Source organism: Maridesulfovibrio bastinii DSM 16055, assembly GCF_000429985.1.
In the GTDB taxonomy this organism is placed as follows: Bacteria; Desulfobacterota; Desulfovibrionia; order Desulfovibrionales; family Desulfovibrionaceae; genus Maridesulfovibrio; species Maridesulfovibrio bastinii.
Genome location: NZ_AUCX01000019.1, coordinates 14,000 through 37,301, shown reverse-complemented (window position 1 = coordinate 37,301; position 23,302 = coordinate 14,000). Strand labels below are relative to the sequence as shown.

The 23,302-nt window shown below is 44.2% G+C and carries 22 protein-coding genes; 6 read left to right on the top strand and 16 right to left on the bottom strand.

What is annotated here, in order from left to right:
• Window positions 1-135 precede the first annotated feature (135 nt).
• Window positions 136-2,283 carry a molybdopterin-containing oxidoreductase family protein gene (locus tag G496_RS19400; RefSeq protein ID WP_051294976.1) on the top strand — a complete coding sequence of 716 codons (2,148 nt, stop codon included), beginning with the start codon at window positions 136-138 and terminating at the stop codon, window positions 2,281-2,283.
• A gap of 84 nt (window positions 2,284-2,367) precedes the next feature.
• On the opposite strand, the gene G496_RS0110535 is transcribed toward G496_RS19400, so the two are convergent.
• Window positions 2,368-3,018, bottom strand: coding sequence for a flavodoxin family protein (locus tag G496_RS0110535; RefSeq protein ID WP_027179262.1), 651 nt, complete (start codon window positions 3,016-3,018; stop codon window positions 2,368-2,370).
• Between the two features lie 142 nt (window positions 3,019-3,160).
• Here G496_RS0110535 and G496_RS0110530 point away from each other — a divergent pair, with 142 nt between their 5' ends.
• Window positions 3,161-3,529, top strand: coding sequence for a winged helix-turn-helix transcriptional regulator (locus G496_RS0110530; protein WP_027179261.1), 369 nt, complete (start codon window positions 3,161-3,163; stop codon window positions 3,527-3,529).
• Window positions 3,530-3,635: 106 nt separating this feature from the next.
• Here the strand turns inward: G496_RS0110530 and G496_RS0110525 are convergent, their stop codons facing one another.
• The 6 genes from G496_RS0110525 to G496_RS0110500 form a co-directional block, all read right to left on the bottom strand.
• Window positions 3,636-4,307: an adenylate kinase gene (locus G496_RS0110525; RefSeq protein WP_027179260.1), complete on the bottom strand. Its 672-nt coding sequence runs from the start codon at window positions 4,305-4,307 to the stop codon at window positions 3,636-3,638.
• A 70-nt stretch (window positions 4,308-4,377) separates the two neighbouring features.
• Window positions 4,378-5,412 carry a tRNA lysidine(34) synthetase TilS gene (gene tilS / locus G496_RS0110520; RefSeq protein WP_027179259.1) on the bottom strand — a complete coding sequence of 345 codons (1,035 nt, stop codon included), beginning with the start codon at window positions 5,410-5,412 and terminating at the stop codon, window positions 4,378-4,380.
• A gap of 9 nt (window positions 5,413-5,421) precedes the next feature.
• Window positions 5,422-5,757: a hypothetical protein gene (locus G496_RS0110515; RefSeq protein WP_027179258.1), complete on the bottom strand. Its 336-nt coding sequence runs from the start codon at window positions 5,755-5,757 to the stop codon at window positions 5,422-5,424.
• A gap of 6 nt (window positions 5,758-5,763) precedes the next feature.
• Window positions 5,764-7,092 (bottom strand): glutamyl-tRNA reductase, encoded by a 1,329-nt coding sequence (gene hemA, locus G496_RS0110510; RefSeq protein WP_027179257.1) that lies wholly within the window; start codon window positions 7,090-7,092, stop codon window positions 5,764-5,766.
• A gap of 3 nt (window positions 7,093-7,095) precedes the next feature.
• Entirely contained in the window at window positions 7,096-7,923 is an 828-nt protein-coding gene (locus tag G496_RS0110505; RefSeq protein ID WP_027179256.1) for a cytochrome C assembly family protein, read from the bottom strand.
• Window positions 7,910-8,587: a precorrin-2 dehydrogenase/sirohydrochlorin ferrochelatase family protein gene (locus G496_RS0110500; protein ID WP_027179255.1), complete on the bottom strand. Its 678-nt coding sequence runs from the start codon at window positions 8,585-8,587 to the stop codon at window positions 7,910-7,912. The genes G496_RS0110505 and G496_RS0110500 overlap by 14 nt, the downstream gene beginning before the upstream one ends.
• Before the next feature lie 129 nt (window positions 8,588-8,716).
• Here G496_RS0110500 and G496_RS0110495 point away from each other — a divergent pair, with 129 nt between their 5' ends.
• The 4 genes from G496_RS0110495 (at window position 8,717) to G496_RS19395 (ending at window position 13,301) form a co-directional block, all read left to right on the top strand.
• Window positions 8,717-9,949 (top strand): glycosyltransferase family 9 protein, encoded by a 1,233-nt coding sequence (locus G496_RS0110495; protein WP_027179254.1) that lies wholly within the window; start codon window positions 8,717-8,719, stop codon window positions 9,947-9,949.
• 8 nt (window positions 9,950-9,957) lie between these two features.
• Complete coding sequence (locus G496_RS0110490) at window positions 9,958-11,235, top strand: CgeB family protein (RefSeq protein WP_027179253.1); 1,278 nt, start codon at window positions 9,958-9,960, stop codon at window positions 11,233-11,235.
• A 417-nt stretch (window positions 11,236-11,652) separates the two neighbouring features.
• Window positions 11,653-12,873: an HDOD domain-containing protein gene (locus tag G496_RS0110485; RefSeq protein WP_027179252.1), complete on the top strand. Its 1,221-nt coding sequence runs from the start codon at window positions 11,653-11,655 to the stop codon at window positions 12,871-12,873.
• A 50-nt stretch (window positions 12,874-12,923) separates the two neighbouring features.
• On the top strand, window positions 12,924-13,301 hold the full coding sequence (locus G496_RS19395) for an STAS domain-containing protein (protein WP_051294975.1): 378 nt from the start codon (window positions 12,924-12,926) through the stop codon (window positions 13,299-13,301).
• On the opposite strand, the gene G496_RS0110475 is transcribed toward G496_RS19395, so the two are convergent.
• The 9 genes from G496_RS0110475 to G496_RS0110435 all read right to left on the bottom strand — a co-directional run bounded on the left by G496_RS0110475 (window position 13,265) and on the right by G496_RS0110435 (window position 23,084).
• A complete protein-coding gene (locus G496_RS0110475; RefSeq protein WP_027179251.1) occupies window positions 13,265-14,398 on the bottom strand; it encodes a two-component system sensor histidine kinase NtrB in 1,134 nt (377 codons plus the stop codon). The two genes, G496_RS19395 and G496_RS0110475, sit on opposite strands and share 37 nt — an antisense overlap.
• A gap of 129 nt (window positions 14,399-14,527) precedes the next feature.
• Window positions 14,528-15,784: a replication-associated recombination protein A gene (locus G496_RS19390; RefSeq protein WP_034633017.1), complete on the bottom strand. Its 1,257-nt coding sequence runs from the start codon at window positions 15,782-15,784 to the stop codon at window positions 14,528-14,530.
• Window positions 15,785-15,802: 18 nt separating this feature from the next.
• The gene (locus tag G496_RS19385) at window positions 15,803-16,531 is read right to left on the bottom strand and encodes a 16S rRNA (uracil(1498)-N(3))-methyltransferase (RefSeq protein ID WP_034633009.1); all 729 of its coding nucleotides are present in this window, start codon (window positions 16,529-16,531) and stop codon (window positions 15,803-15,805) included.
• Window positions 16,532-16,679: 148 nt separating this feature from the next.
• Window positions 16,680-17,918, bottom strand: a complete 1,239-nt coding sequence (gene lysA / locus G496_RS0110460) for a diaminopimelate decarboxylase (protein WP_027179250.1) — start codon at window positions 17,916-17,918, stop codon at window positions 16,680-16,682.
• 21 nt (window positions 17,919-17,939) lie between these two features.
• Window positions 17,940-18,392: a hypothetical protein gene (locus tag G496_RS0110455; RefSeq protein ID WP_027179249.1), complete on the bottom strand. Its 453-nt coding sequence runs from the start codon at window positions 18,390-18,392 to the stop codon at window positions 17,940-17,942.
• Window positions 18,393-18,395: 3 nt separating this feature from the next.
• The gene (mutS, locus tag G496_RS0110450; RefSeq protein WP_034633030.1) at window positions 18,396-21,026 is read right to left on the bottom strand and encodes a DNA mismatch repair protein MutS; all 2,631 of its coding nucleotides are present in this window, start codon (window positions 21,024-21,026) and stop codon (window positions 18,396-18,398) included.
• Between the two features lie 41 nt (window positions 21,027-21,067).
• A complete protein-coding gene (locus tag G496_RS0110445; RefSeq protein ID WP_245577899.1) occupies window positions 21,068-22,210 on the bottom strand; it encodes a tetratricopeptide repeat protein in 1,143 nt (380 codons plus the stop codon).
• Window positions 22,211-22,224: 14 nt separating this feature from the next.
• A complete protein-coding gene (locus tag G496_RS0110440) occupies window positions 22,225-22,578 on the bottom strand; it encodes a LapA family protein (RefSeq protein ID WP_027179246.1) in 354 nt (117 codons plus the stop codon).
• A 17-nt stretch (window positions 22,579-22,595) separates the two neighbouring features.
• Complete coding sequence (locus tag G496_RS0110435; protein ID WP_027179245.1) at window positions 22,596-23,084, bottom strand: HIT family protein; 489 nt, start codon at window positions 23,082-23,084, stop codon at window positions 22,596-22,598.
• Window positions 23,085-23,302 lie beyond the last annotated feature (218 nt).

Sequence of the window (23,302 nt, the reverse complement as noted above, 5' to 3'; positions counted from 1 at the left end):
AATATGGATATTTTCCTTTTTTACAGTCCATCCATTTTTTTTGGTGAGAAAATGAATGATGGATGACTGTTTTCTGTTAGTGAATTAAACGAGTCATCAAGCAGCGATTCTCAAATCGCTTGAAAGGAGAAGAGTATGGCCGGGACAACAGTTACTAGATCATCGTGCAGAGGATGCCACGGTGTATGTCAGGTTCTTGTTCACAAAGATGAAACCGGAAGGATTGTGAAAATTACCGGTGACAAGGACAGTCCGACCAGTCAGGGATTCATTTGCCCAAAAGGAGCCAGAGCCGCAGACACTCTGTATCATCCTGACAGGGTTACAAGACCGATGCTCCGGTCAAAAGGTCGTGGCGAAAATGCCTGGCATGCAATAGAATGGGACGAAGCCCTTGATTTAATGGAATCAAATTTTAAAAGAATTATAAATGAATACGGCCCGGAATATATTGCCATAGCTCAAGGCACAGGCCGACCTTACACTGAATTTACTCCCAGATTCTGCAATGCTCTTGGTTCTCCTAATCATGTCTCTCCGGCGCATAATTGTTATGTGCCAAGAAATATCTGTGCCGCTATGACTATGGGCTGGTTCCCCCAGCCGGATATTTACGGCCATTCAGGAACAATGCCGCGTTGTGTCATGGTTTTCGGCAGCAACATCATGGAGTCAGGCGGTGAAGGCGGTTATTGTGGCAAAATGGTCAGCAAAGCTTTTAAAGGTGCTGAAAAAACAATTGTTATCGACCCTAGAAAAGTTAAAGCTGCTGAACACAGTGATTATCATCTGGCATTGCGTCCGGGAACAGAATGCGCTCTGATGCTTGGATTCATACATGTGGTTATCGCAAACAATGCTTACGATAAAAATTTTGTAGAAAATTATTGCTCCGGATTCGCAGAACTGGAAGCACATATCAAGACCTTCACTCCGGAATGGACTCAAAATGTGACTGGAATCCCGGCAAAGCTGATTGAAGAAGCTGCGCTCACTTTTGCCAGAACAGGTCCGTCAACACTGATCTGGGGTAATGGAATTGACGAGAGCGTTTCTGCTTTCCAGACCGCAAGGGCCGTTTATCTGCTTTTGGCTCTGTGCGGCTCAATTGATGTTCCCGGCGGCATGGTGCGCTGGGTTCCACCGTCCAACCTCAGGCCGAAGTCACATATGGTCGACCATGCAATGCAGGGCGACCAGTTCCTTTCCGAAGAACAGCGCAAAAAATGTATCAGTCCTTTTCCGTTATGCCCCGGTGCTCATCCACCGTCTTTCTGGCAGGCCTGTATTGACGGAAAACCTTATAAGCCGAAAGCAATCTGGCTCATAGGCACCAATCCGATTCTCACTCATACCCGTGGGGATATTGTCCGGGACGCCTTGCGTGATCATATGGAATTTACAGTTACCTCTGATTTCTTTATGACGCCAACAGCTTCATTCTGTGATCTTGTTCTGCCGGCAGCCCATTGGCTTGAGCAGGACGACATTGTTTATTTCCACAAAATCTGGTGTGTATTATCACGCAAAAAACTGGCCCAGATCGGCGAAACACGCGATGACCGGGCTGTAATGCTGGAAATGGCCCACAGGCTTGGACTAAATGAAGCTTTCCCATGGAAAGACTGGGATGATTATCTTAAATGGATTCTTGAACCATCCGGTATGACTTTCGATGAATTCGCCGAAAAAGATATCATCCTCGGGGAAATGCAGTACAGGAAATATGAACAGGATGGATTTCAGACCCCGAGCGGTAAATTTGAACTCTTTTCAAATGTAATGGCCCACATGGGACTGGATCCGTTACCGGTCTATACCGAGCCGCCGCTGTCACCGGTTTCATCTCCGGAGCTGCTGGAAGATTATCCGTTTATCCTGATGACCGGATGCAAGCTTAAGCCGTTCTTCCATACTGAAGGCCGGAATGTTCCCGGTTTACGTAAACTGCATCCTGATCCTATGGTTGATATGCATCCCGAAGATGTTGCTGAAATGGGATTCAAAGAAGGGCAGACCGTTGAAGTCGTCACCCCTTATGGTCAACAGCGTTTTCTGGTTCATCCTGATGAACGCCTTCAGAAAGGTGTTGTGCATGCCGAACATGCCTGGTGGTTCCCGGAGCAGGAAGGCCCGGATTATGGCTGCTTTAAAAGTAATGCCAACCTGTTGTTCGGTAATGAGCACTTTGACAAAATATCCGGTGCGCAACCTTTAAAATGCTCACTGTGTACAGTGCGGGCAATTACCGACTCGGAAGAAATAATACGCTACGCTTCATAGCCGCTAAATTATTCCAAATAAAAAGGTCCGCTGTTAAAAAACAACGGACCTTTTTTCTACTTTCGCAGTAGTTATTTGCTCTATTTATTTTTTACACATGGAGATTCCGAGGTTGAAGGCCTTTTCACAGTCTGCATCGTAATACTTTTCACGGTAAGCGCGTTTGTCCTTTTCGGAGAAAGCATCAGTTTTGTATTTTGAGTAGTCGGTAAACTGCATAGTATTATTGACGTACAATACTTCTGGATCAGTAAGAATTCTGCCAATGAAATTATCCATAACTCCAAGGCGTTCGGGGTATTTGAATTCGTTCATAATTTCTTTGGTCACATTCATGGTGTAGATGAATGCGGTAGGCATTCTTTTGGGAGCCAGTGAACTTTTTTCCTTGTCATAAACAAGATACTGGAAAAGCAATCTTTCAAGGAATGAACGCATGTAACCTGAAGTACTTCCTAAATAAATAGGACTTCCGAAAATAATGCCATCCGCTGTGGCCAGTTTTTCAAGAACCGGGCTCAGCTCATCCTTATAACCACACTTTCCATAACTTTTTCCATCTATTTTTTTACACAGAAAACAGCTCATACAGGGTTTGAAATTTAATTCATATAAATGAATCAGCTCCACTTCATTGGAAGCATCAACGGATTTAATACCATCCAGACTTTTTTGCAGCATCTGCGCGGTGTTCCATTTTTTTCTGGGACTGCCGTTAATTGCATAATATTTCATTTTATCTCCTTGAATTTAAATTGAGGGTTGAAAATTACCAATTGATCATTAGCTTTATCAAATTCAGGAACCTAATGGTAGATACTCATTTTTTTCTGCCTTAACTTTTTTTAAGATTTTTTAAAAACAGACAGTAAATTTTATGACTAAAAATAAGAAAACAATGTCCATTTATGACTGCAAGTGCCCCATAATCAGAACTCTTGAAATTATCGGCGGCAAATGGAAAATGCCTATTTTGTGGAGTCTTTCTGAAAATGGATCAGTAAGGTACAATGAACTGCGCAGATCCGTTCACGGAATCACCAATATGATGTTGACCAAATGTCTTAAAGATCTGGAAAAAAGCGGTCTGATTTCAAGAAAGCAGTTTGATGAAATCCCGCCTCATGTGGAATATTCACTAACTGTAAGAGGCGCGGAGCTGTTACCGGCCATGCACAATTTGTATAAATGGGGAGAAGAGCAGATCAACATTGAGGAAGAGTCGTTAAAAAACAGTTCTGATTAAGATTTGATTTTTGGTGTAAACCTATTTTCGGACTGGACATAGGAAATAAAAAAGCTCCATCCTGAAAGTAGAATGGAGCTTTTTTTAACAATATGAAAATAACAGACTAATCGAGCTGGGAAATCAGAGTTTCCTTGATGGAATCAATGGTGCCTTCACCATTCAGTTCGATGTATTTGAAACCTTCTTTAGCAGCGAGATCTTTGTAGAAGTATGCGCCAGCGAGGGTTCCGGTCTTGTCATCGTAGTAAATATCGTGACGTTTGTTGATTGCGCCTTCGTCCTGATCGTCAGCACGTTCGGTCAGGTCTCCACCACATACGCGGCATTTGTCACCATCAGGTTTAATGGCATCAATGAACTTGTTGTTGGGGTGGTTAGGATCGTTAGCGCAGAGGCGACGGCCCATGATACGGTTTTTAGCAACTTCGCGGGGAAGAAGAATTTCAATTACGTAGTCGAGTTTTACACCGTCTTTCTGCAGAGCTTCCCAAAGCTTTTCAGCCTGAACGATAGAACGGGGGAAACCGTCGAGGAGCCAGCCTTCGGCATCAGAGGACTGGAGAACTTCAAGAACCATAGGAATGGTGATGTCGTCAGGAACGAGTTCACCTTTGTCGATGTATTCTTTTGCCTTGAGTCCGAGTTCGGTTCCACCGCCGATATGTTTACGGAAGATAGCGCCGGATTCAATGTGATCAAGGTTGTATTTTTTCTTTACCAGGGCACCCTGAGTTCCTTTACCACTGCCGTTAGGTCCGAAAATAAGAATATTCACCTGTAGTCCTCCTAAAGAATTAGTAACAAATTTCACAAGGTTTAAACCCTGATCAAACGCCTGTCAATGGTCATCTCGAATCTGGTTTGAAAACAACCGAATTTCTTTTGATTTCGGCACTCTTATCACCCGGGAACTGAAATATTTTGCCGGTTTTTTTTTCGGCAACAGCTTTTACGAGCATATTGATGCTTTCGTAAAGAGCCTGTCCCGGACCTAAATTATCGAGTATTTTTTTAAAAAACCGGCATAGCAGGGCCGGATGCAGATTAGCGATAGTTCTTTTAGGCACAATGATTTCACGGCCTGAAGATTCAAGACCGGCAACAAGCTTCTCAATTTCCGACTTAAAAAAATCGGCATCAAGTTCAGCCTGTTCATGCAGACGGTGCAGCCCTGATTCCAAGTTGGGATTCTCTTCAATTAAAAGGGGTAGAATGCAGTTGCGGATGCGGTTTCTGGTATAATTTAAATCGGTGTTCGATTTATCCTCACGCCATTCACAGCCGTGTTCAACCAGAAAATTTATAAGCTCTTTTTTGGAGCAGTTTAACAGCGGGCGCAAAAGTTTGCGGCCGGAATCATAAGCCGGCATGCCACCAAGGGCCGGCCATCCTGTCCCACGCAGCATACGCATGATGATATCTTCGCTGAGATCACCCTGATGATGCGCTGTCAGCAGAAATTCCGCATTGAATTCTTCACGCAGGCCGGAAAAAAAATCATACCGCAATTTTCTGCCGGCTTCTTCAATCCCGATTCCGTTAAGGCGTGCAAATTCGGCCGCATCAGTACGCAGCAGCCTGAACGTAATGTCGAGTTCAGAGCAGAGCGCAGCAACAAAGTCCACCTCCTCAGCAGACTCGGCTCTCAGCCCGTGATCAACACTGGCACAGATAACCCTGCCCCCTGATTTCCGGGCCAGCAGTTCTGAGATAAGCAGAAGGGCGGTTGAATCAGCTCCACCGGAAACAGCTACAATATTTGTATATTCGCTGAATTTTTTACCGCATGATTTTGTGCCTGACTTTTCAACTTCCAGACAAAAACGAGCCCATCCAGAGGACAGCTCTTTTATTTTCCGCGGCAGGGAGCTGTAATCCATGAGAATAAATTAAATTACGATTCCAAGATCTTTCAAAAAATCATCCAGATAATTGATCATGTGGTTTCTCTGCTCTTTATTGGCATAACAAACACATGAACAACGCATTTTATTACGCGCGCGGACCAGTAATTCCATTTTCAAAGCTCCGGGCATGGTTTCCAGAGCCATAAAATAGGGACCGCATGCATCATGGTGGTCCAGCTGTTCAGGCTGAAGAAGATTCGGAGGAACCGGCAGATAAAAAATGCCTTCAATTGAGCCTTTAAAGCCGAGTTCGGTCAAAGCTTCAGTGATCTTGACTATATCTTCTTCATAAAGTTCATCGATGAAATAATTTTTCATAGCCAGCTAACCTTCATCCTTGCGGCAACAGTTTTTCTTGCGGTTGCAATGGGCGTTAGTAGGAATCGTTTCATTGTCCAGATTGAACATTCTGCGGGCGAGGTCCACAAATCTTTCAGCCGCACCTTCTTCTTCCGTTCTGCGTTTCAAGAATGAAACCGGTTCGTGCAGCAGCTTTTTACCAATTGATGTTGCCAGAGTTTCAAGGGCCAGCAGGGTTTCTTCATCTTTGATTCCCAGCCTTTTAACGGTCTTGGCAAGTTCTTTGTGGGCGACATTGTCTGCGCGGGAAAAAAGATCAACAATGGTCGGTTGCAGATCAAGTGATTTCAACCACCCTGAGAAATGTTCCGCTTCACCATGAACTATGTTTTTAGCTTTTACAGCTTCGTCCATGCGCTGGGCGCGGTTTTCTTCAACAACATCTTTAAGATCATCTATATCATAGAGATAAACATTATCCAGTGAGTTTACATCCGGATCAATATCTCTGGGCACAGCAATATCAATAAAAAACATAGGACGATTCTTGCGCTTGCGCAGAACCTTTTTCATTTCTTTGGCTTTGATGACTGCATAAGGAGCACCGGTCGAGCTTATTATGATATCGGAATCCCCGACATGCATGTAAAGATCTTCAAACGGTACAGCCTCACCGTCCATACATTCGGCCAGTTCCTGAGCGCTGGCGAAAGTTCTGTTGGCAATGAGAACTTTCTCAACGCCGTAGCGTTTAAGATGGGCTACAGCCAGTTCAGCCATTTCTCCGGCACCGATGAGCATCGCCTGATGGCCTTTGAGATCACCAAAAATCTTTTTGGCAAGTTCAACCGCGGCATAACTTATGGACACTGCGCTTGAAGCGATATCGGTCTCGGTACGAACCCGTTTGGCAACAAAAAAAGCTTTGTGCAGAATTCTGTTGATAATGGTCCCTGCGGAGCCTTCTTCAACAGCATTGCGGTATGATTTTTTGAGCTGTCCCAGAATCTGTGGTTCGCCGATAATCATGGAATCAAGACTTGAGGCGACCTCAAAAAGGTGGCGCACAGCATCAATTCCGCGATATATGTACGAATTTTCTTCAAGGCAGGAAGCATCACCACAACATTTTCCAGACCAGTACTGGTAAATGCTGTCCTGTTTAAGCTCCACTTCCCCGACAACAACGACTTCAACCCTGTTACAGGTTGAAAGAGCCATGACTTCTCTAACTCCGGGAACCTTCATCAGCCCTTTTTCAAAGTTTTCAACATTTGTAAGGGCGTAGCGTTCACGGACATCCACCCCGGCAGTGTGGTGGTTGAGTCCTATCAGATAAATATTTTGATCCATTTTCTACGGCTTAAAGCTATGATGTGTATTCATGAAAAAGTTGATGCCCCAGAGTGACACCATAGTAATTACAAAAACGATAATGACAAGCATGGCCGGTTTTCTTCCCTTCCATCCCAGAGCTATGCGCTGATGAAAAAGAAACGCGAAGAGAAACCAGACAACAAGGGTTACAATTTCCTTTGGGTCCCAGGAGAACATCTGCTTGTAAACGCTTCTGGCCCAGAGAAATCCTGCAGCCAGACCAAGGGTATAGAGCGGAAAGCCGACAACTATGGCCCAATGGTTAATTCTGTCAAACGAATTAAGCGAAGGCATATCCTTGCCGAAACCGGAAATAGCGGCTTTGCTCTTTATCTTGTTGTTAAGATAGAGAAAAGCAGCCCCGGCACCGGCAGCCATAGCCATAAGGGCAATACTCACGAATATGGTTCCGATATGCAGGCCGATAAACAGCCCGGCCAGATGTTTGGGCAGGGTTACCTTAAGACTTTGAGCCGCGAGCGAGGAAATAAAGAGCAACAGCGCCAGAGGTGAAGCCGTCAGCGCAAAAAAGGTGTTGCGGAATTTCCACCAGAAAAAGAAATATACAAGGATGAGTCCCCATCCCAGTATGCTGTAATAGAAGTACCCGCCGTCCAGAACTGTTTCATGATACAATGTAACCGCAACAGTAAGGTCCACGGTATGCATAATGAAACCCAGAACGGCAAAAATATTCCCCACTCTGATCAGTGAATTACGGGAAACAAGGCTTCCGGCAAGGAAAGCTCCCGTACCGACCAGATAGAGACCGATAATCACATATTGTAAAATCTCAAACAAGGCCATCAAGTAACTCCGGAATATGTATGCTAAGTTCGTCCGGCAGGTTTTTATTCAGAATTTCAATCACTTTTGCCTTATCCTTATCTTCAAGGGCATCAAGAAGTGAGGATGAAGCAAGTTGTCTGAACAAAGCGGTGTTTTGGCTTGTTTCCTGACCGAGGTCAAGGACCAAAGGCCGCAGCCTGCCCATAATTGTAAGAAAAAAACCGTAATGCTCACCGAAAGTATCTTCAAGCTCTCGACGGACAATCCGCGCGAATGCCGGGCTGTTACCACCGGTCGAGACTGCAATGGTCATTTCTCCGCGCCTTATGGAGGCCGGGACAATGAAGCTCCCGGACTCAGGATCATCAACTATATTACATAAAATCTGTTCATTGTTACACAGCTCATTGATATGTTTATTTAAATCTTTATTGCTGGTTGCTGCTATCACCAGAAATTTTTTTTCAATATCCTCAGCTCTGAAATCACGGCTTTCAAACCTAACCTTTCCGGATTGTTTGAGGGCATATAATTCATCGGATTCAGGGGCGTTGTCGATAACAAGAACTTCGCGGACTCCTCCTTCTATTAAAGAAGAAATTTTACGCAGGCCGACCTTTCCGGCGCCGACAACTAAAGCATCGCGATTTTTCAGATTGAGGAAAACAGGATAACAATTCATAACGGTGCTTATAGCAGGGGGTGGTAGGGGTTGTAAAATGACAAAAGACAAATTGTCGGATAAATAGAACAAAATAGCTGGTGATAAATTTATTCACCTGTAAAAATCTTTTACTTTTGCAGGATAATTATGAAACGTGAACTGGTAGTCCAACTGACTCGCTTTGGAGATCTGATTCAGACCAAACGACTTGTCCTGAGCCTGCAAAGGCAGGGTAGTGAAGTTCATCTGATGATTGACCGTTCACTTAAAAAACTTGCCGGGCTTGTCTATCCTGACGTGGTCATACATTCCATAATTTCACATGGTTCGGCTATTTCAACTGCTGACACATGGCGGGTGCTTATTGAAAACCGCAAAACATTTGATCAAGTCTCCGGAATTAACTTCGACAGAGTTTATAATCTTAATTTTTCAGCCATGAACTATGCTGTTTCAGCATTATTTAATCCGGCCAAAGTTGTCGGATACAGGCTTGAAAACGGTCAGGAATTGAAAAGTCCGTGGATTGAATTAGCTTTTAGATTCTCTGCAAACAGACGCTGCGGAATTAATCTTGTGGATTACTGGGCCGCATTTGCCGATAAAATGATTGCACCGCAGGATGTTAACCCTGTTCCCGAAGCTAAAGGCGGTGGAATCGGAGTGGTTCTTTCCGGCAGAGAATCACGAAGATCACTACCGATAAATGTTCTGGTCCCGATTATCGGAGCGGCCCGGTCTTCAGCCGCAAACAAAAAAGTTTTTCTGCTTGGGAGCAGTGCTGAAAAAGAAAGTGGTGCAAAACTTAAACAGGCTCTGCCGAAATCATTCTCCGGTGATGTAATCAATCTCGCAGGTAAAACAGACTGGGCTGATCTTTATGAAATTGTATCGGGACTGGACAGAATCCTGACCCCGGATACCGGAACAATGCATCTTGCCGCCCATCTCGGCATCCCGGTTACAGCTTTTTTCCTGTCTTCGGCATGGGTTACAGAAACAGGACCTTACGGGGAGGGCCATCGTATTCTTCAAAGCTCTGCACCCTGCGCTCCCTGTCTTGAATCAGCTCCCTGTCCCAATCAGATTGCCTGTCTTGATGCTTTTAAATCCGGGGAAACTTCAAGGTATGCGGCAACCGGAAAACCTTCCCATCTTTCTGAAAATATGTTTCTTTTCGAAAGTGGATTCGATGCTCTGGGGGTACGCTTCAATTTAATCAGAGGAGCTGAGCCCTATGCTGAAGAACGCCGGAGGATGCGTGATTTTCTAGCCGCTCACCTTGGACTGGCGGACCCGGCGCAACACGGACCTTTTTTTGATATAGCTGAAAGATATTACCGGGATAAAGACTGGATAACTTTTAACCGAAAAAGTTAAAGTAAAAGATGAACAAAAAATCCAAGCCTCTTAGAATTCTTGTTGTTCTGCCGCTTTACGGCGGGTCTCTTCCCATAGGAAGGTTCTGCGCCCGTGGTCTTAGTGATCTTGGACATCTGGTTGAAACATTTGAAGCACCGGCTTTCAATGCTGCTTACAATGCCCTTGATGATCTCCGGGTTTCTTCACAGAAACATCAGTATCTCCAGAACAGTTTTCTCCAGATGCTCTCCAATGCCGTGCTTGCCAAAGTTGAAACTTTTGAACCGGATATGGTTCTGTGCATGGCTCAGGCTCCTCTCAGCCAGCAGGCACTTAAAAGATTGCGCCGTGATAAGGTGACCACAGCGATGTGGTTTGTTGAAGATTATAAAATTTTTACCTACTGGCAGTCCTTTGCCCCTCTGTATGATATTTTTGCGGTTATCCAGAAGGAACCGCTAAGCTCGGCCTTAAAAGAGGTCGGGGTTGAAAATTCAATCTATCTTCCGCTTGCGGCCCAGCCGGATTTTCATTTCCCATTCCGCTTAAGTGCGGAAGACAATAAAATTTACGGAGCTGATGTTTCATTTCTCGGAGCGGGGTATCCCAACCGGAGACTGGCTTTCCGCAAGCTCATACACCACGGTCTTAAAATCTGGGGAACTGAGTGGGATGGGGATCACGTTCTTGAACCTTATGTTCAGCTTGGCGGTCGCAGAATATCATCTGAAGAATGTGTAAAAATCTATAATGCTACAAAAATAAACCTTAACCTGCATTCTTCTGTTGAGACCGACAAACTGGTCAGCGGTGGTGATTTTATAAACCCCAGAACTTTTGAGCTTGCAGCGTGCGGAGCATTTCAGCTTGTTGACCGCAGACAATTGATGCCTGAAGCCTTTGCTGATGATGAGCTTGCTGTTTTTGACAGTCTTGATGAGCTTGACCATAAAATAGAATATTATCTCAACCATAAAGATGAACGGGAACTGACAGCCAGAAAAGGGCGGATGAGAGTTCTTAAAGATCATACTTATGCGGCACGCATGCAGAAGCTTATTGACTTTACCGCTGCAAGAATTCCCGGATGGCCTAAAGTAAGAGACGAAAAAGAAATTTTCGGGCCGGATTTTCCTGAAGAATTAAGATCGGAAGTGCTGGAACTGCTAGATAAACTGGGTCTTTCTCCAGCTGTTGGATTTGATGATCTGGTTAAAGCCATACGGCAGCAGCAGGGCGAATTAAGCAGCCTTGATACTTCTATTCTGTTTCTTGATGAATGGCGTAAACAGTATTCAAAATGATAAATAGTGGCCGTGCGCTGAATATTATAATTACAGAATGAACATTTTAATGATTAATATCACGCAATAATGTAGTTTTAAATATATAGGATTTAAGTTAACAGTAGATAATTGAATTTGTAATTTAATTGTTTTTTTCAAGCGGAGCCGGGGACAAGGTGGAGCTTCGATTTGTGGTTTTGAAATGATTATTCATTTCCTGAAAGAAATGATGTAAAAATAAATCAGGTCTAAAAAGTGAGTTTTAATTTTAAAAACGTTGCTACGTTGAATTTAAATTTATTGTATTTGATCTGGTAATTGTCATTCACTTCAGGATATCAATAAAGCGGATTCAGTTAATTGAATTTATATGTTTGAATCTGTTAAAACCATCCATCAGACCTGCTTTCAGGATTGGTGAAAATGGAGGTAACTGTGCCTGCCACCGCAATTGAAGATGTAACTGCCGGTATGATTCTTGGTGAAGACCTCATGCATTCAGGAAGGATGCTGTTGCCTGCTGGAACAGTGCTTACTGAGAACCATGTTTCCATATTAAAAAGACAGGGCGTTGAAAGCTGCGAAATAAAAGCTGAAGATCTCGGTGATCCTGATGATGAAACTTTTGAAAGGGCTTTTCAATATACCCGTGAATTTTTTATGTATGTGGATCATGATCATCCCCTGATGGGCGCAATTTTCGATATGGCGGTGAAGCGTACAGCTCTCAGACTGATGCAGGGATGGGTGCCACCGACAACGGAAGATCTTACTGCTGTTGCTTTTGATCATTTGCGCGACCTTTTTTACCGTGATGAAGGATCGGTGCAGGATGTGGTCAATGCAGAAGTTCATCTGGCTTCATTTCCGGATATTTTTCTGAAAATTAATGAAATTTTAAATGATCCTAAAGCTTCCTCGGATGACATTGCCAGAGTGGTCAGCATGGATGTCGGCTTTTCGGCCAAACTGCTCAAACTGGTCAACAGTGCCATGTATGGATTCCCTTCCAAAATTGAAAGTATCTCCAGAGCCGTAACCCTAGTCGGTGGAGAGGAACTTTCAACTCTTGCGCTGGGGCTTTCAGCCATCAGTTATTTCAAGGATATTCCACCAGAACTTATTGATATGAAAACTTTTTGGAAACACTCACTCAGTGTGGCTGTTTTTGCAAAAATCATAGCTGATAATCTTTCAGGAATTTCGTCAGAAAAAATATTTACGGCTGGTCTGCTGCATGATGTCGGCAAGCTGGTTCTGTATAAAAAAATGCCTTATGCCTCGGTTCAGGCCATGCTCTATGCCCGTGAAAATTTTGTCCCGCAGATTGAGGCCGAAGACATGTGTCTTGGATTCAATCATACTGATATCGCCTCTGTATTGCTGAAACGCTGGGATTTCCCGGACTATTTAACAGAAATAATCAGTCATCACCATTCCGCTTTGAACAGTGAACATAAAATGGAAGCAGCCATTTTACAGGTTGCCGACAATCTTGCCAATGCTACCGGCATAGCTGAAGGCGGCATGTACGTTATGCCCGGAATTGATACCGGAGCATGGGAAATGCTTTCGCTGGATATTGAAAAAGTTACTGACTTTGTGGAATGTTATGACAATCAGATCACCGGGCTGATGAATGCATTTTTCGGCTGATTTTTCAGACAGAATAATTAATAGTTCTCTGAAACAGGGCAGTGTGTTTTATGTCTGATTCACTGATGGATATTTTATTTTTCAAAAACGGCGATATTGATATCGTTAAGCTTAAGGGAAATCTCGATGCCTCATCGGTAGAGATGTTTCATAAGTTGACCGCTGAAAAATTAGATCAGAAATCTGCTAAAATTATTATCGATCTGTCAGGAATTGTTTTTATAAACAGTTCAGGTCTTGGTGCGCTGGTCTTGTTTTTCAAAAAAAGAAGTCAGGCCGGGCAAAGGGTCTGCCTTTGCGGACTTAATGAGAACGTATACCAGATTTTCAAACTGGTTAAATTTGATGATATCTATAATATATACGATGATCTGGACGAGGCTTTAAAAGCCTATTCTGCTGCTGGTGACGACTCTTCAGCAGGGTGATCATAATCAGGCTTCGTTTCCGGCAGCTCTATGAGAGCCGTTGTTCCGGTATCTTTACCTTTACTTTTTAGAATAATTTTTCCGCCGTGTTCAAAAATTATTCTTTTAACCCTTGGCAGTCCCATCCCGACTCCTTTGGGTTTAGTAGTATAGAAAGGATCAAATACAAACGGAAGCTGCCTCGGATCAATACCCATACCTTTATCTTTTACCGCCAGATAAATTTTTTTATTTTTTGCAAATACCTTAACTTTTACAACTGTATGCTTCTGCGGTGTAAAGTTACTTGCATTCATAAAAAGTTCTCTTAAAACCGAAACAAATAATGCTGGATCGACATTGAGATTTTCTACAAGGCATTCAAGTTTCATCTCAATGGATTCATCAATGCATTTTAGTAAACTATTTGCTGTAGATAGGGAATTTTCCAGAAGATCTATGGTCTTTTCGCGACGTATTGATAAATTTTTGACTGAGGCATAGTCATTAACTCCCCGCACCAGATTTTCCAGCCGTCCGGCTTCTTCCTCTATAGCTTCCACATATTCACGAATCGCCGGATCTTCGGTTTTTCTATGCACAATTTTTGAAAGGCCGCTGATTGCCATTGCAGGATTTCGAAGCTGATGAGCAACAGCTCTGGCAAGGGAGTTAAGGCCTTCCATCCTGTCTTTCTGCAAATCGGCATAACGGGAAAGAATTTTCTTTTCACGCTCGGTTCTGCGGTGATCTTCAGTTACATCCTGCATCAGCAGAACCAGACCGGCGACATTGCCTTCCTCCTTTAAAAAGGAAGATGTCATATTAAACAATTTTTTACGCCCGTTATGATCAGTGTAGACGACCTCGGTTCGCTTCATCGTGTGATGGTTTGAAATTGTGTCTATAATAACCTGATTGAATTCAAGATTTTCATTTTCTCCGGTAATAAACAGTTCTGCCCAGCCACAACCGAGATGCTTTTTACGTTCCAGACCAAGCATCTGGCAGACAGCTTCATTCAAAACTATTATTTCACCTATAGGAGAAATAACAATCAGCCCTATGGGGAGGCTTTCAATGATGTTGTCTACAACAAGGTTGTTAAGTGATTCCATCAAAAACTCCGCTGAATCATTAAATGTAAAGCAGCAATATCAGTAGCTGCTACTAAACTATACATGTCTTGATGGGTACGGGCAACAACCCCGGCTGATTTATACGGATGATTTTATGAAATTTAAAATTTATCGTTTTTTTCCATCTTTATTTGGAATGACGGGTCTATTTCTAAAATGTGCTTTGAGCCAGGCATTCAGTCTGGGTTCTTCTCCCTGATCTTTTGCAGCGTAAAATTTACGCCCTAAAAGTTCTTCAGGCAGATAGGCCTGCTCGACCCATGATTTAGGGTAAGAATGCGGATATTTATAGTTCCGTCCGAATCCCCATTCTTTCTGCTGTGCGGTTGTTGCATTTCGAAGATGCAAAGGAACCTGCATCATCCCGTTCTGGCGAATTTCCTGTGATACCGTATGATATCCGGCGTAGGTGGAATTACTTTTAGGGGCAAGGGCCAGATATACGGCAACTTCAGCAAGAGGGATGCGACCTTCCGGCATACCGATGAATTCAACTGCCTGCTGGCAGGAAACGGCCATAGTTAGAGCATAAGGGTCAGCCAGCCCGATATCTTCACCGGCGGAAATAATAAGACGTCTGGCAATGAACTTAGGGTCTTCACCGCTTTCAATAAGGCATCCAAGATAATACAGGGCTGCATCCGGGTCACTGCCGCGGATGGATTTGATAAGTGCCGAAGCCAGCTCGTAGTGGGAATCACCATCCCTATCACCTCTGATAATTACGTCCGGCATAACCTTGCGTAAATTTTCAGGCTCTCTTTTATCCTCAGGCAGTTGTGCTGTATATTCCAGTAGATTTAAAAGAGTTCTGCCGTCACCACCTGAAAGGGCGGCAAGCAGGCTGTACACTTCATCATCCATCTCTACATTCAGTTCCTGAGCTCCACGGCGGGCGATGCTGATGAGATCACTTTTTGAAAGCTGGCGCAGACGCAGAACATGAAGTCTTGAAAGCAGTTGTCTGGTTACACTGAAAGACGGGTTTTCAGTTGTTGTAGCCAAAAGGGTAATCTGACCGGATTCAAGCAGAGGAAGAAAAAAATCCTGCTGCGATTTTGAAAAACGGTGCAGTTCATCAAGTATGAGAATATCCATACCTGCAAGCTGCTTCCGCAAGGCTGCAATTCCGGCTTCGGGAGCACTGATGCGCACAAAATGTCTTCCGCTTATTTTGGCAAGCAGCAGAGCCATTGTTGATTTTCCACACCCCGGAGGACCGAAAAGGAGCAGACTGGACAGTCTTTTGGCTCTCGCAAAAGCCTGAAGCCTCTCACGAATATGATTCTGCCCGACAAAATCATCAATACTTTGTGGGCGAATACGGTCAGCAAGGGGCTGGTTGTCTGTCAGTTCCAATTTCAATTTCAACTCCGTGTGCTATTACTGCGCATGTTTTTGTGATTCCAGATAACAGGCAGACAAACACAAAACAGCAGCGGTTTCCCATCTCAGAATACTGGTCCCGAGGCTGAGCGGCTTAAAACCATTCAATTCAAGTTTAGAAACTTCAAGCTCTGAAAGTCCACCTTCAGGACCGATGACAACTATGGATTGACCTTTTGAAAAATCAGCCGGATTAAACAGGCTGCCCTTGCCCTGATTTTCCCACAGCACGGTTTTATTATCAAATTCTCCTGATATTTCAGTCAGTCCGTCAATTCCACCGCCGATGGTTTTAATTTCAGGCAGCCAGACATTGCCGCATTGTTTAGCCGCGGTTATCAGCGCATCCTGCCATTTTTCCTTATTTTTATCAGGAATTTTTCCCTGACTTCTTTCCGCTTGAAAGAAAATAATGGAACGGCAGCCAAGTTCAACTGCTTTTTCTAAAATCCAACCTCGGCGTGAAGATTTATTCCAGCCTATAGCCAGGGTCAGATTGCGGGAATCTTCAAAGAACTCCTCATTTAGCGGCGTAAGTACGGCTTTGCTTTTGGTCGCTTCCAGCAATTCAAAAAGACCGCTCCTGCCCTGACCGTCAAAAATTCTGACAGTTTCACCAACCGGAGTCCGCAAAACTTTAAGCATGTGCCGGGCTTCACCGTCCTGTAGCGTGAACGGTTTCTGCCATTTATCTGGGGAAAGATAAAATGAGTTCAATCTGGCCATATAAGTCCATCAGCTGAATTAAAAAAACACGGTTTAAAACAAAAAGACAGATTCGAGGCACGAAACAGGTCATGCTGGAAACTGTCTTTAACAACACCGGCGTAAAATATACGCCGGTGTTGATTATAAGCTTAAGCCTACTTGATTATCAGCATTCAAGATTAACGAGATCCTCGTAAGATTCTCTTCTGCGGGCAACTATCACATCATCACCGTCAACAATGACTTCCGCAGCGCGGGGACGTGAATTGTAGTTTGAGGCCATTGTAAAGCCGTAAGCTCCGGCAGAGTATGCAGCCAGCAGTTCTCCCTGTTCCATTTCAGGAAGGTTGCGGTCACGGGCGATAAAATCTCCTGATTCGCAGATAGGGCCGACAACATCGCACTCAATTTCCGGGCGTCCTTTTTTTACAACCTCTTCCAGACGGTGATAAGAACCGTAGAGAGAAGGGCGGATCAAATCGTTCATACCGGCATCTACAATCAGGAAATTCTTTGTAGGTGATTTTTTAGTATAAACAACTTCAGTTACCAGAATGCCGGAGTTACCGGCAATAACACGTCCGGGTTCAAGTATTACTTTAAGGCCCTGATCCTTTAATGCCTTTGTAAGAGCTTCTCCGAATTCTTTAGGATGAGGCGGTTCTTCTTCATCATAAGTGATGCCGAGTCCTCCACCGAGATCAAGGGTGGAAATATTAATGCCGATATCTTTAAGTCTCTGGTTAAACTTGAGAAGTTTTTCCAGAGCTTCAAGGAAAGGTGCAATCTCTGTCAACTGTGAACCGATGTGGCAGTCCATTCCAACAGGGTCGACATTGGGAAGATCTTTAGCGGTCTTATATGCTTCAAAAGCATTTTCAATTTCCAGACCGAATTTATTTTTTTTCATTCCGGTTGAAATATAAGGATGGGTTTTCGGATCAACATCAGGATTGATACGGAAACTGATGCGTGCTTTTTTACCCATGGAACCGGCAACTTCGTTGATGCGATGAAGCTCTCCGACACTTTCAACATTGAACATAAGTATGTCGGCTTTCAGAGCTTCAGCAATTTCATACGCTTTTTTGCCTACACCGGAATAAACAATGCGGTCTGAGGGAACGCCTGCTTTAAGGGCGCGATAGAGTTCTCCTCCGGAAACGATATCCATTCCGGCTCCTTTTTCAGCAAGGAGTTTAAGAACACTGAGGTTTGAGTTGGCTTTAACAGAAAAGCAGGTCAGATGCTCAAGACCTGAAAAAGCAGAGTCAAAAGCATCAAAATGACGGCGCAGGGTAGCCGCACTGTAAACATAGAGTGGAGTGCCATACTCGTGGGCAAGTTCCGTAACGCTGATATTTTCAGCAAAAAGTTCGTTATCTTTAAATTCAAAATAGTTCATATCAAGGGACTCCGTTTAATTTTATGGTGCTGCAGTAAAAACATCCGAGATAGCAAGACCAAGTGTATCATACACATTGCTTGCAACAATTCTCCAACGATAACTTTTCTGCGGATCTAACCCGCATTCGGTGAAGGACAGAATTGCTCCGTCAGATGAAATATTACTGCTTCCGGGTATATAGTTCTCACGGTTTGCTGGAAAAAACGGACAGGTGGGGCATCCTTCTCCGGGACCGTCTCCATCAGCCTGATACTGCATGCTGATATTGGCCAGATTCTGGTATGCTCCGGAAAGCTTCACCGTGACTGTAAGGCAACTGCCGCTTCTGGTGCCGTTTACCGATGCGATTTTAAAAATGTCTTCACTTTTAACCGGTGAGGGCCATATTTTGACTCCGCAACCGGATAAAGCAAGGCACAGCATCAGCATGGCAGGAACAACAGCCTGCTTCAACCAGAGTGATTTTTTCATTTACTATTCTCCAAGAGATTTTTTCCATCTGTTAATCACAGTCAGTGCTTCAATAGGGGAGAGCCCGTTGACATCAAGATCCCTGAGTTCCTGAACAAACGGAGGTTCCACATTATTAACAGGAACATTGTGTTCCTTGTTAATAAGTCCGGGCAGAATGTTTTGAACAACAGACTGTTTTGAACCCGCAGATTCCTGATTCTGTGATTTTTTTTCCAGTTCAGCCAGAATTTCCCTCGCCCTTATAACCACAGGGCGCGGAACACCAGCCAGTCGGGCAACTTCAATACCGTAACTTTTATCTGCCGGTCCCGGAACAAGACGTCTTAGAAAAAGAATGTCTCCTTTCCATTCCCGCACAGCGATATTAAAGTTTCTCAGTCCCTCTATAACCCCTTCAAGCGAGGTCAGCTCATGGTAATGAGTTGCAAAAAGAGTTCTTATTCCGCCTTTGGCCCTTTTGGAGAGCTCTTCAACAACCGCCCATGCCAGGGCAAGGCCGTCAAAAGTGCTGGTTCCACGTCCGATTTCATCCAGAATTACCAGACTTCGTTTGGTAGCCTGTCTCAGAATCCTAGCGGTTTCCATCATTTCGACCATGAAGGTGGATTGACCCTGGGCAAGGTTATCCGAGGCTCCAACCCTAGAGAAGACCCGGTCCACCAGTCCTATCACCGCGCGGGATGCGGGAACGAAAGAACCTATCTGTGCCATGATCGCCATAATGGCTACCTGTCTGAGAACTGTGGATTTACCAGCCATGTTAGGACCGGTAATCAGCAGAATACGTCTTTTCTCGTCAATAGTGATACTGTTGGGTATGTAATTGGCTGATCCCTGAACCGCCTCCACCACAGGATGGCGTCCTTCATCAATTTCAATTTCCATTCCCGAATGAATTTCCGGACGGACCCATGAATTGGTTCTTGCCGCCTCGGCAAGTCCCTGCCAGAAGTCCAGAGCCGCAACAGCATCTGCCATGAACATAAATCTGCTTCGCTCCGCGGCAATGCGCTCACGCAGCTGCTGAAACAGATTATATTCCAGCCTCTTCCTTTCGTCTGAAGCTGAAACCAGTTTTTCCTCTAGCTCCTTAAGTTCCGGAGTAATATACCTTTCACTATTTACAAGTGTCTGGCGTCTTTCAAAGTAGTCCGGAACCTGTCCCTTATAAGCTTTGGAAATTTCGAAATAATAACCGAAAACTTTATTATAGCCTATTTTAAGCTTAGGCAGATCATTTTTTTCTTTTTCACTGCCGAGCAGATCATCAAGCTTTGCTTCACCATGTTCGGTCAGTTGAATCAGTTCGTCAAGTCTATCATCATATCCGCTGCGGAAAAGTCCGCCTTCGGTAATAAGCGGCGGAGGAGAGTTGACCAGAGCTCTTTCAAGCACAGCGGCAATATCCGCCATGGAGTCCCATTTTGAAATTATCTCCCTTAAATTATCAGAAAAGCCCGAATCTTCAGCTGAATTCTTTTCAGGGACAACAGAAGCCAGAATATCGCCTATTTCCGGAAGTTCTCCGAGACTCTGACGAAGGCTGATAAAATCCTTGGGGGTAGCTCTGCCAAGGACGACTCTTGTTGAAAGCCTTTCAAGATCATAAATGGAATTAAGTTTTTCTCTTAAGGTTCCCCGCAGTGAATCATTTTCATAAAAAAAAGAGACTGCTTTCTGGCTGTTCTCAATGGTGGTAAATTCACGCCACGGTTCTCTAAGTCTCGCCGCGAGCATTCTGCCCCCCATCGGGGTGAGGGTACGGTCAATCGCGTTAATTAACGTGCCTTTACCGCTTCTGCCATCCAGCCTTTTAAAAATTTCAAGATTTCGTTCTGTAACATCATCCAGAATAAGATGTCTGGCAATATTTACAGGCGAAAATTCGCGCAGATGCTTCATTTCACACATCTGGGTCTGCCGCAGATATGCCAGTACGGCACCGCATGCTTTTGTCAGCTCAGGCTTGTTATGAAGGTCCAGAGCATGAAGATCAGCCACATTCTGGCATTCAAAAAGACTTTGCTCCGCACTTTTAAGATTAAAATATCCGGCAGAAGGAGCATAAGTAATTCTGGCATCAAGATCAGAATATCCGGAAGGAACTTTATACTCGCGCTGGAGTATAATTTCTTTCGGACTGATTTTCATAATCCATTGCCATAGTTCGGCTTCGTTTCTGCTGGAAATACCTGTAAATTGTCCTGTTGAAAAATCCACCCATGCGAGTCCGCCATAATTTTTATCATGATCATAGGAAAGGGCGGCAAGGTAGTTGTTGGTCTTAGCCTTGAGGGTTGAGTCTTCAACAACAGTTCCGGGAGTATAGATTCTCGTTACGGCACGTTTTACAAGGCCCTTGGCTTCTTTGGGGTCCTCAATCTGGTTGCAGAGCGCAACTTTGTAACCCTTATCCAGCAGTTGCGAAAGATAAGCTTCTACAGCGTGATGCGGAACTCCGCACATCGGAACCTTTACGTCCGAATTGGGATTACGGCATGTTAAAGCGATCTGAAGTTCGCGGGCTGCGATTTCAGCGTCTTCAAAAAACAGTTCGAAAAAATCCCCCATTCTGTAAAACAGAAGTGCATCCGGGTGCTCCTCCTTTATCTGGAGGTATTGTTCAAACATGGGGGTGAGTTTAATTTTGCTCACAATATGGCGGGTCTCTTTTACTGGTTCAATTCTTTACGGAAAGTTATGGAATACCAACTATGGCATTTAGGACAGACGAAGAATAACCTGTCTCCTTTAAGTCCGCAACCCGAGCAGGTGAAGCGTTTAACTTCGCAGGCAACGTTGACAAAAAAGTCAAGCTGATTGCTGAAAAATGGAGTCAGAGTCTGTTCTTCTTTGGCATGGCGGAAAAGCTCAAGACGGGCCAGCCAGAAATTCTGATTGAGAACCAGTGTTTTTTCAAGCCAGAGGCGGGCCTCTTTCTCCTCTCCACAAAGATGGAGGAGTCTTGCTCCGTAATAACAAAGGGTTACATCTATCTCGGATGTAGCTTCGAGAGCTTCCAGCATAACTTTATAAAAAGCGCGGTCACTTTCGGTTACCAGATCTGTTTCTATAGCCGTATGTCCGCATGAAGAAGGAGCTCCTGTCAGAAGGCCTTCAACAAGCGTAAACCTGAGATCCAGAGGCACATGGTTTAAAGCCTCGGGAAATCTTTTTGAAAATTCTTTAAGATTTGCTTCTTTTTTTAATTCTGAAAGCAACAGCAACCATGCTTCAATAGAACCGCTTGCAACCTTGAGAGCTTTTTTGACGGTTCTAAAGCCTTTGCTCTGGGATTCTTTAAATTCATCCTCAGCCGCGCGGGCCAGATAATGGGCCTCTTGAAGAGGCATACGCAAAGTGGAATAAAATTGTGCCGCTTTTTCAAATTCGCGTACACCGGCAGCGAGTCCGGCAAGCTCACGAATTATTTCAGGAGAATCTCCTACAATTTCACGGGCTTTGTCAAATGCGTTTTCAGCTCTGTCCAGAAAGCCTCCACGCATAAAATCTCTTCCAAGCTCATACAGTGTTCTTGCTTTGAGAGTATCGTCCAGTCCCGGACGGACTATAAGACTGTTTCTGATCTGTGCAGCGCGGTCAAATTCACCCTGTGAGCGGTAAAGATTGCCAAGGGCAAGGTAGATTTCAACAGCCTCGGGGTTATCTTTAACAACCTGAGACAGTTCATCAATGGCAGCACGGGTATCAGCCAGTCCCGCTTCTGATTTCAAAAGAGAAAAAGAACCTGAAGACGTCCGTGATGCGGACGCCGACAGGTTCTTATTTTTAAACAGACCGAAAAATGACAACATGCATCTCCGGATATTTATTCGGCAGTTTCTTCGCTGTCGCTGGAGGAGGGGTAATTCTTTTCCTCAAGGGGAAGATTGCGCAGTGAGTTAACTTCCTGTTCAAGAGTAGCCATTCTGGTTTTATAAGCACGCAAAATACCTGTAAGACGCAGTTTGTCAGCCATGAAATAAATCAGGCAGAGAATTGCGCCTATACAGAATGAAACCAGAATCAAAAGATAGTAAGGAAGCGGTACGCTGACGAATTTATAATGAACCAGCTCAAGTGAAAGAGTCACTTCCTTTGATAACTCGGGTGTGTTCTGTACAAAAAAGACCATTGAAAGGAAGAAAAGCAGAATCAGAGCCAAAACTTTCAAGTAACGCATTAAACCCTCCTTAAGTGTTACTTACCGTACCTGTCAAACAGCGGCTTAAGCTTTTTGTAGGTAGAGGACAGATGTTCCGGGATAACAGTAGTTTCACCGAATACAGCCATAAAAGAGGCATCCCCGCTCCACCGGGGAACCAACTGGAAGTGAAGATGGGCGGCTATGCCCGCTCCCGCAGCTTCTCCGATATTGAGTCCTACATTAATTCCCTGAGGATTAAACGTTTCCTCTAAAATCTTGCAGCTTATGGTAACGCATTTCATAATTTCGCAAGACTCTTCTTCCGATAAATCAGTCAGGCTGCTGACATGCCTGTAAGGGCAGACCATCAAATGTCCGTTATTATACGGAAATTTATTCAGCAGCACAAAACAGTGTTCGGCTCGAAGCAGAATACAGCGTTCTTCATCTTCATCTGTATGCTCAGGAATGCAGAAAACACATTCATCAGGCTTCGGGCCTAATATGTAGTCCATTCTCCAGGGAGCCCAGAGTACTTCCATAACTTTTATTAACCTTGCTATCCGACTTTAGGGTATATAAATAATAAGCGCAATATCACAAACAAAACAGGAGTAAAGCCTGTTCTACTCCTTGCCGTGATTATTAGCGGGACCAAGACGATTACGGCTGCCAGTTCATCCGGCTGATTAAAGCAATACACCGAAGTCGACGTGAAGCCAACGGCAAACCGAAAGTGTTGTTGTTCTACACACCTTGC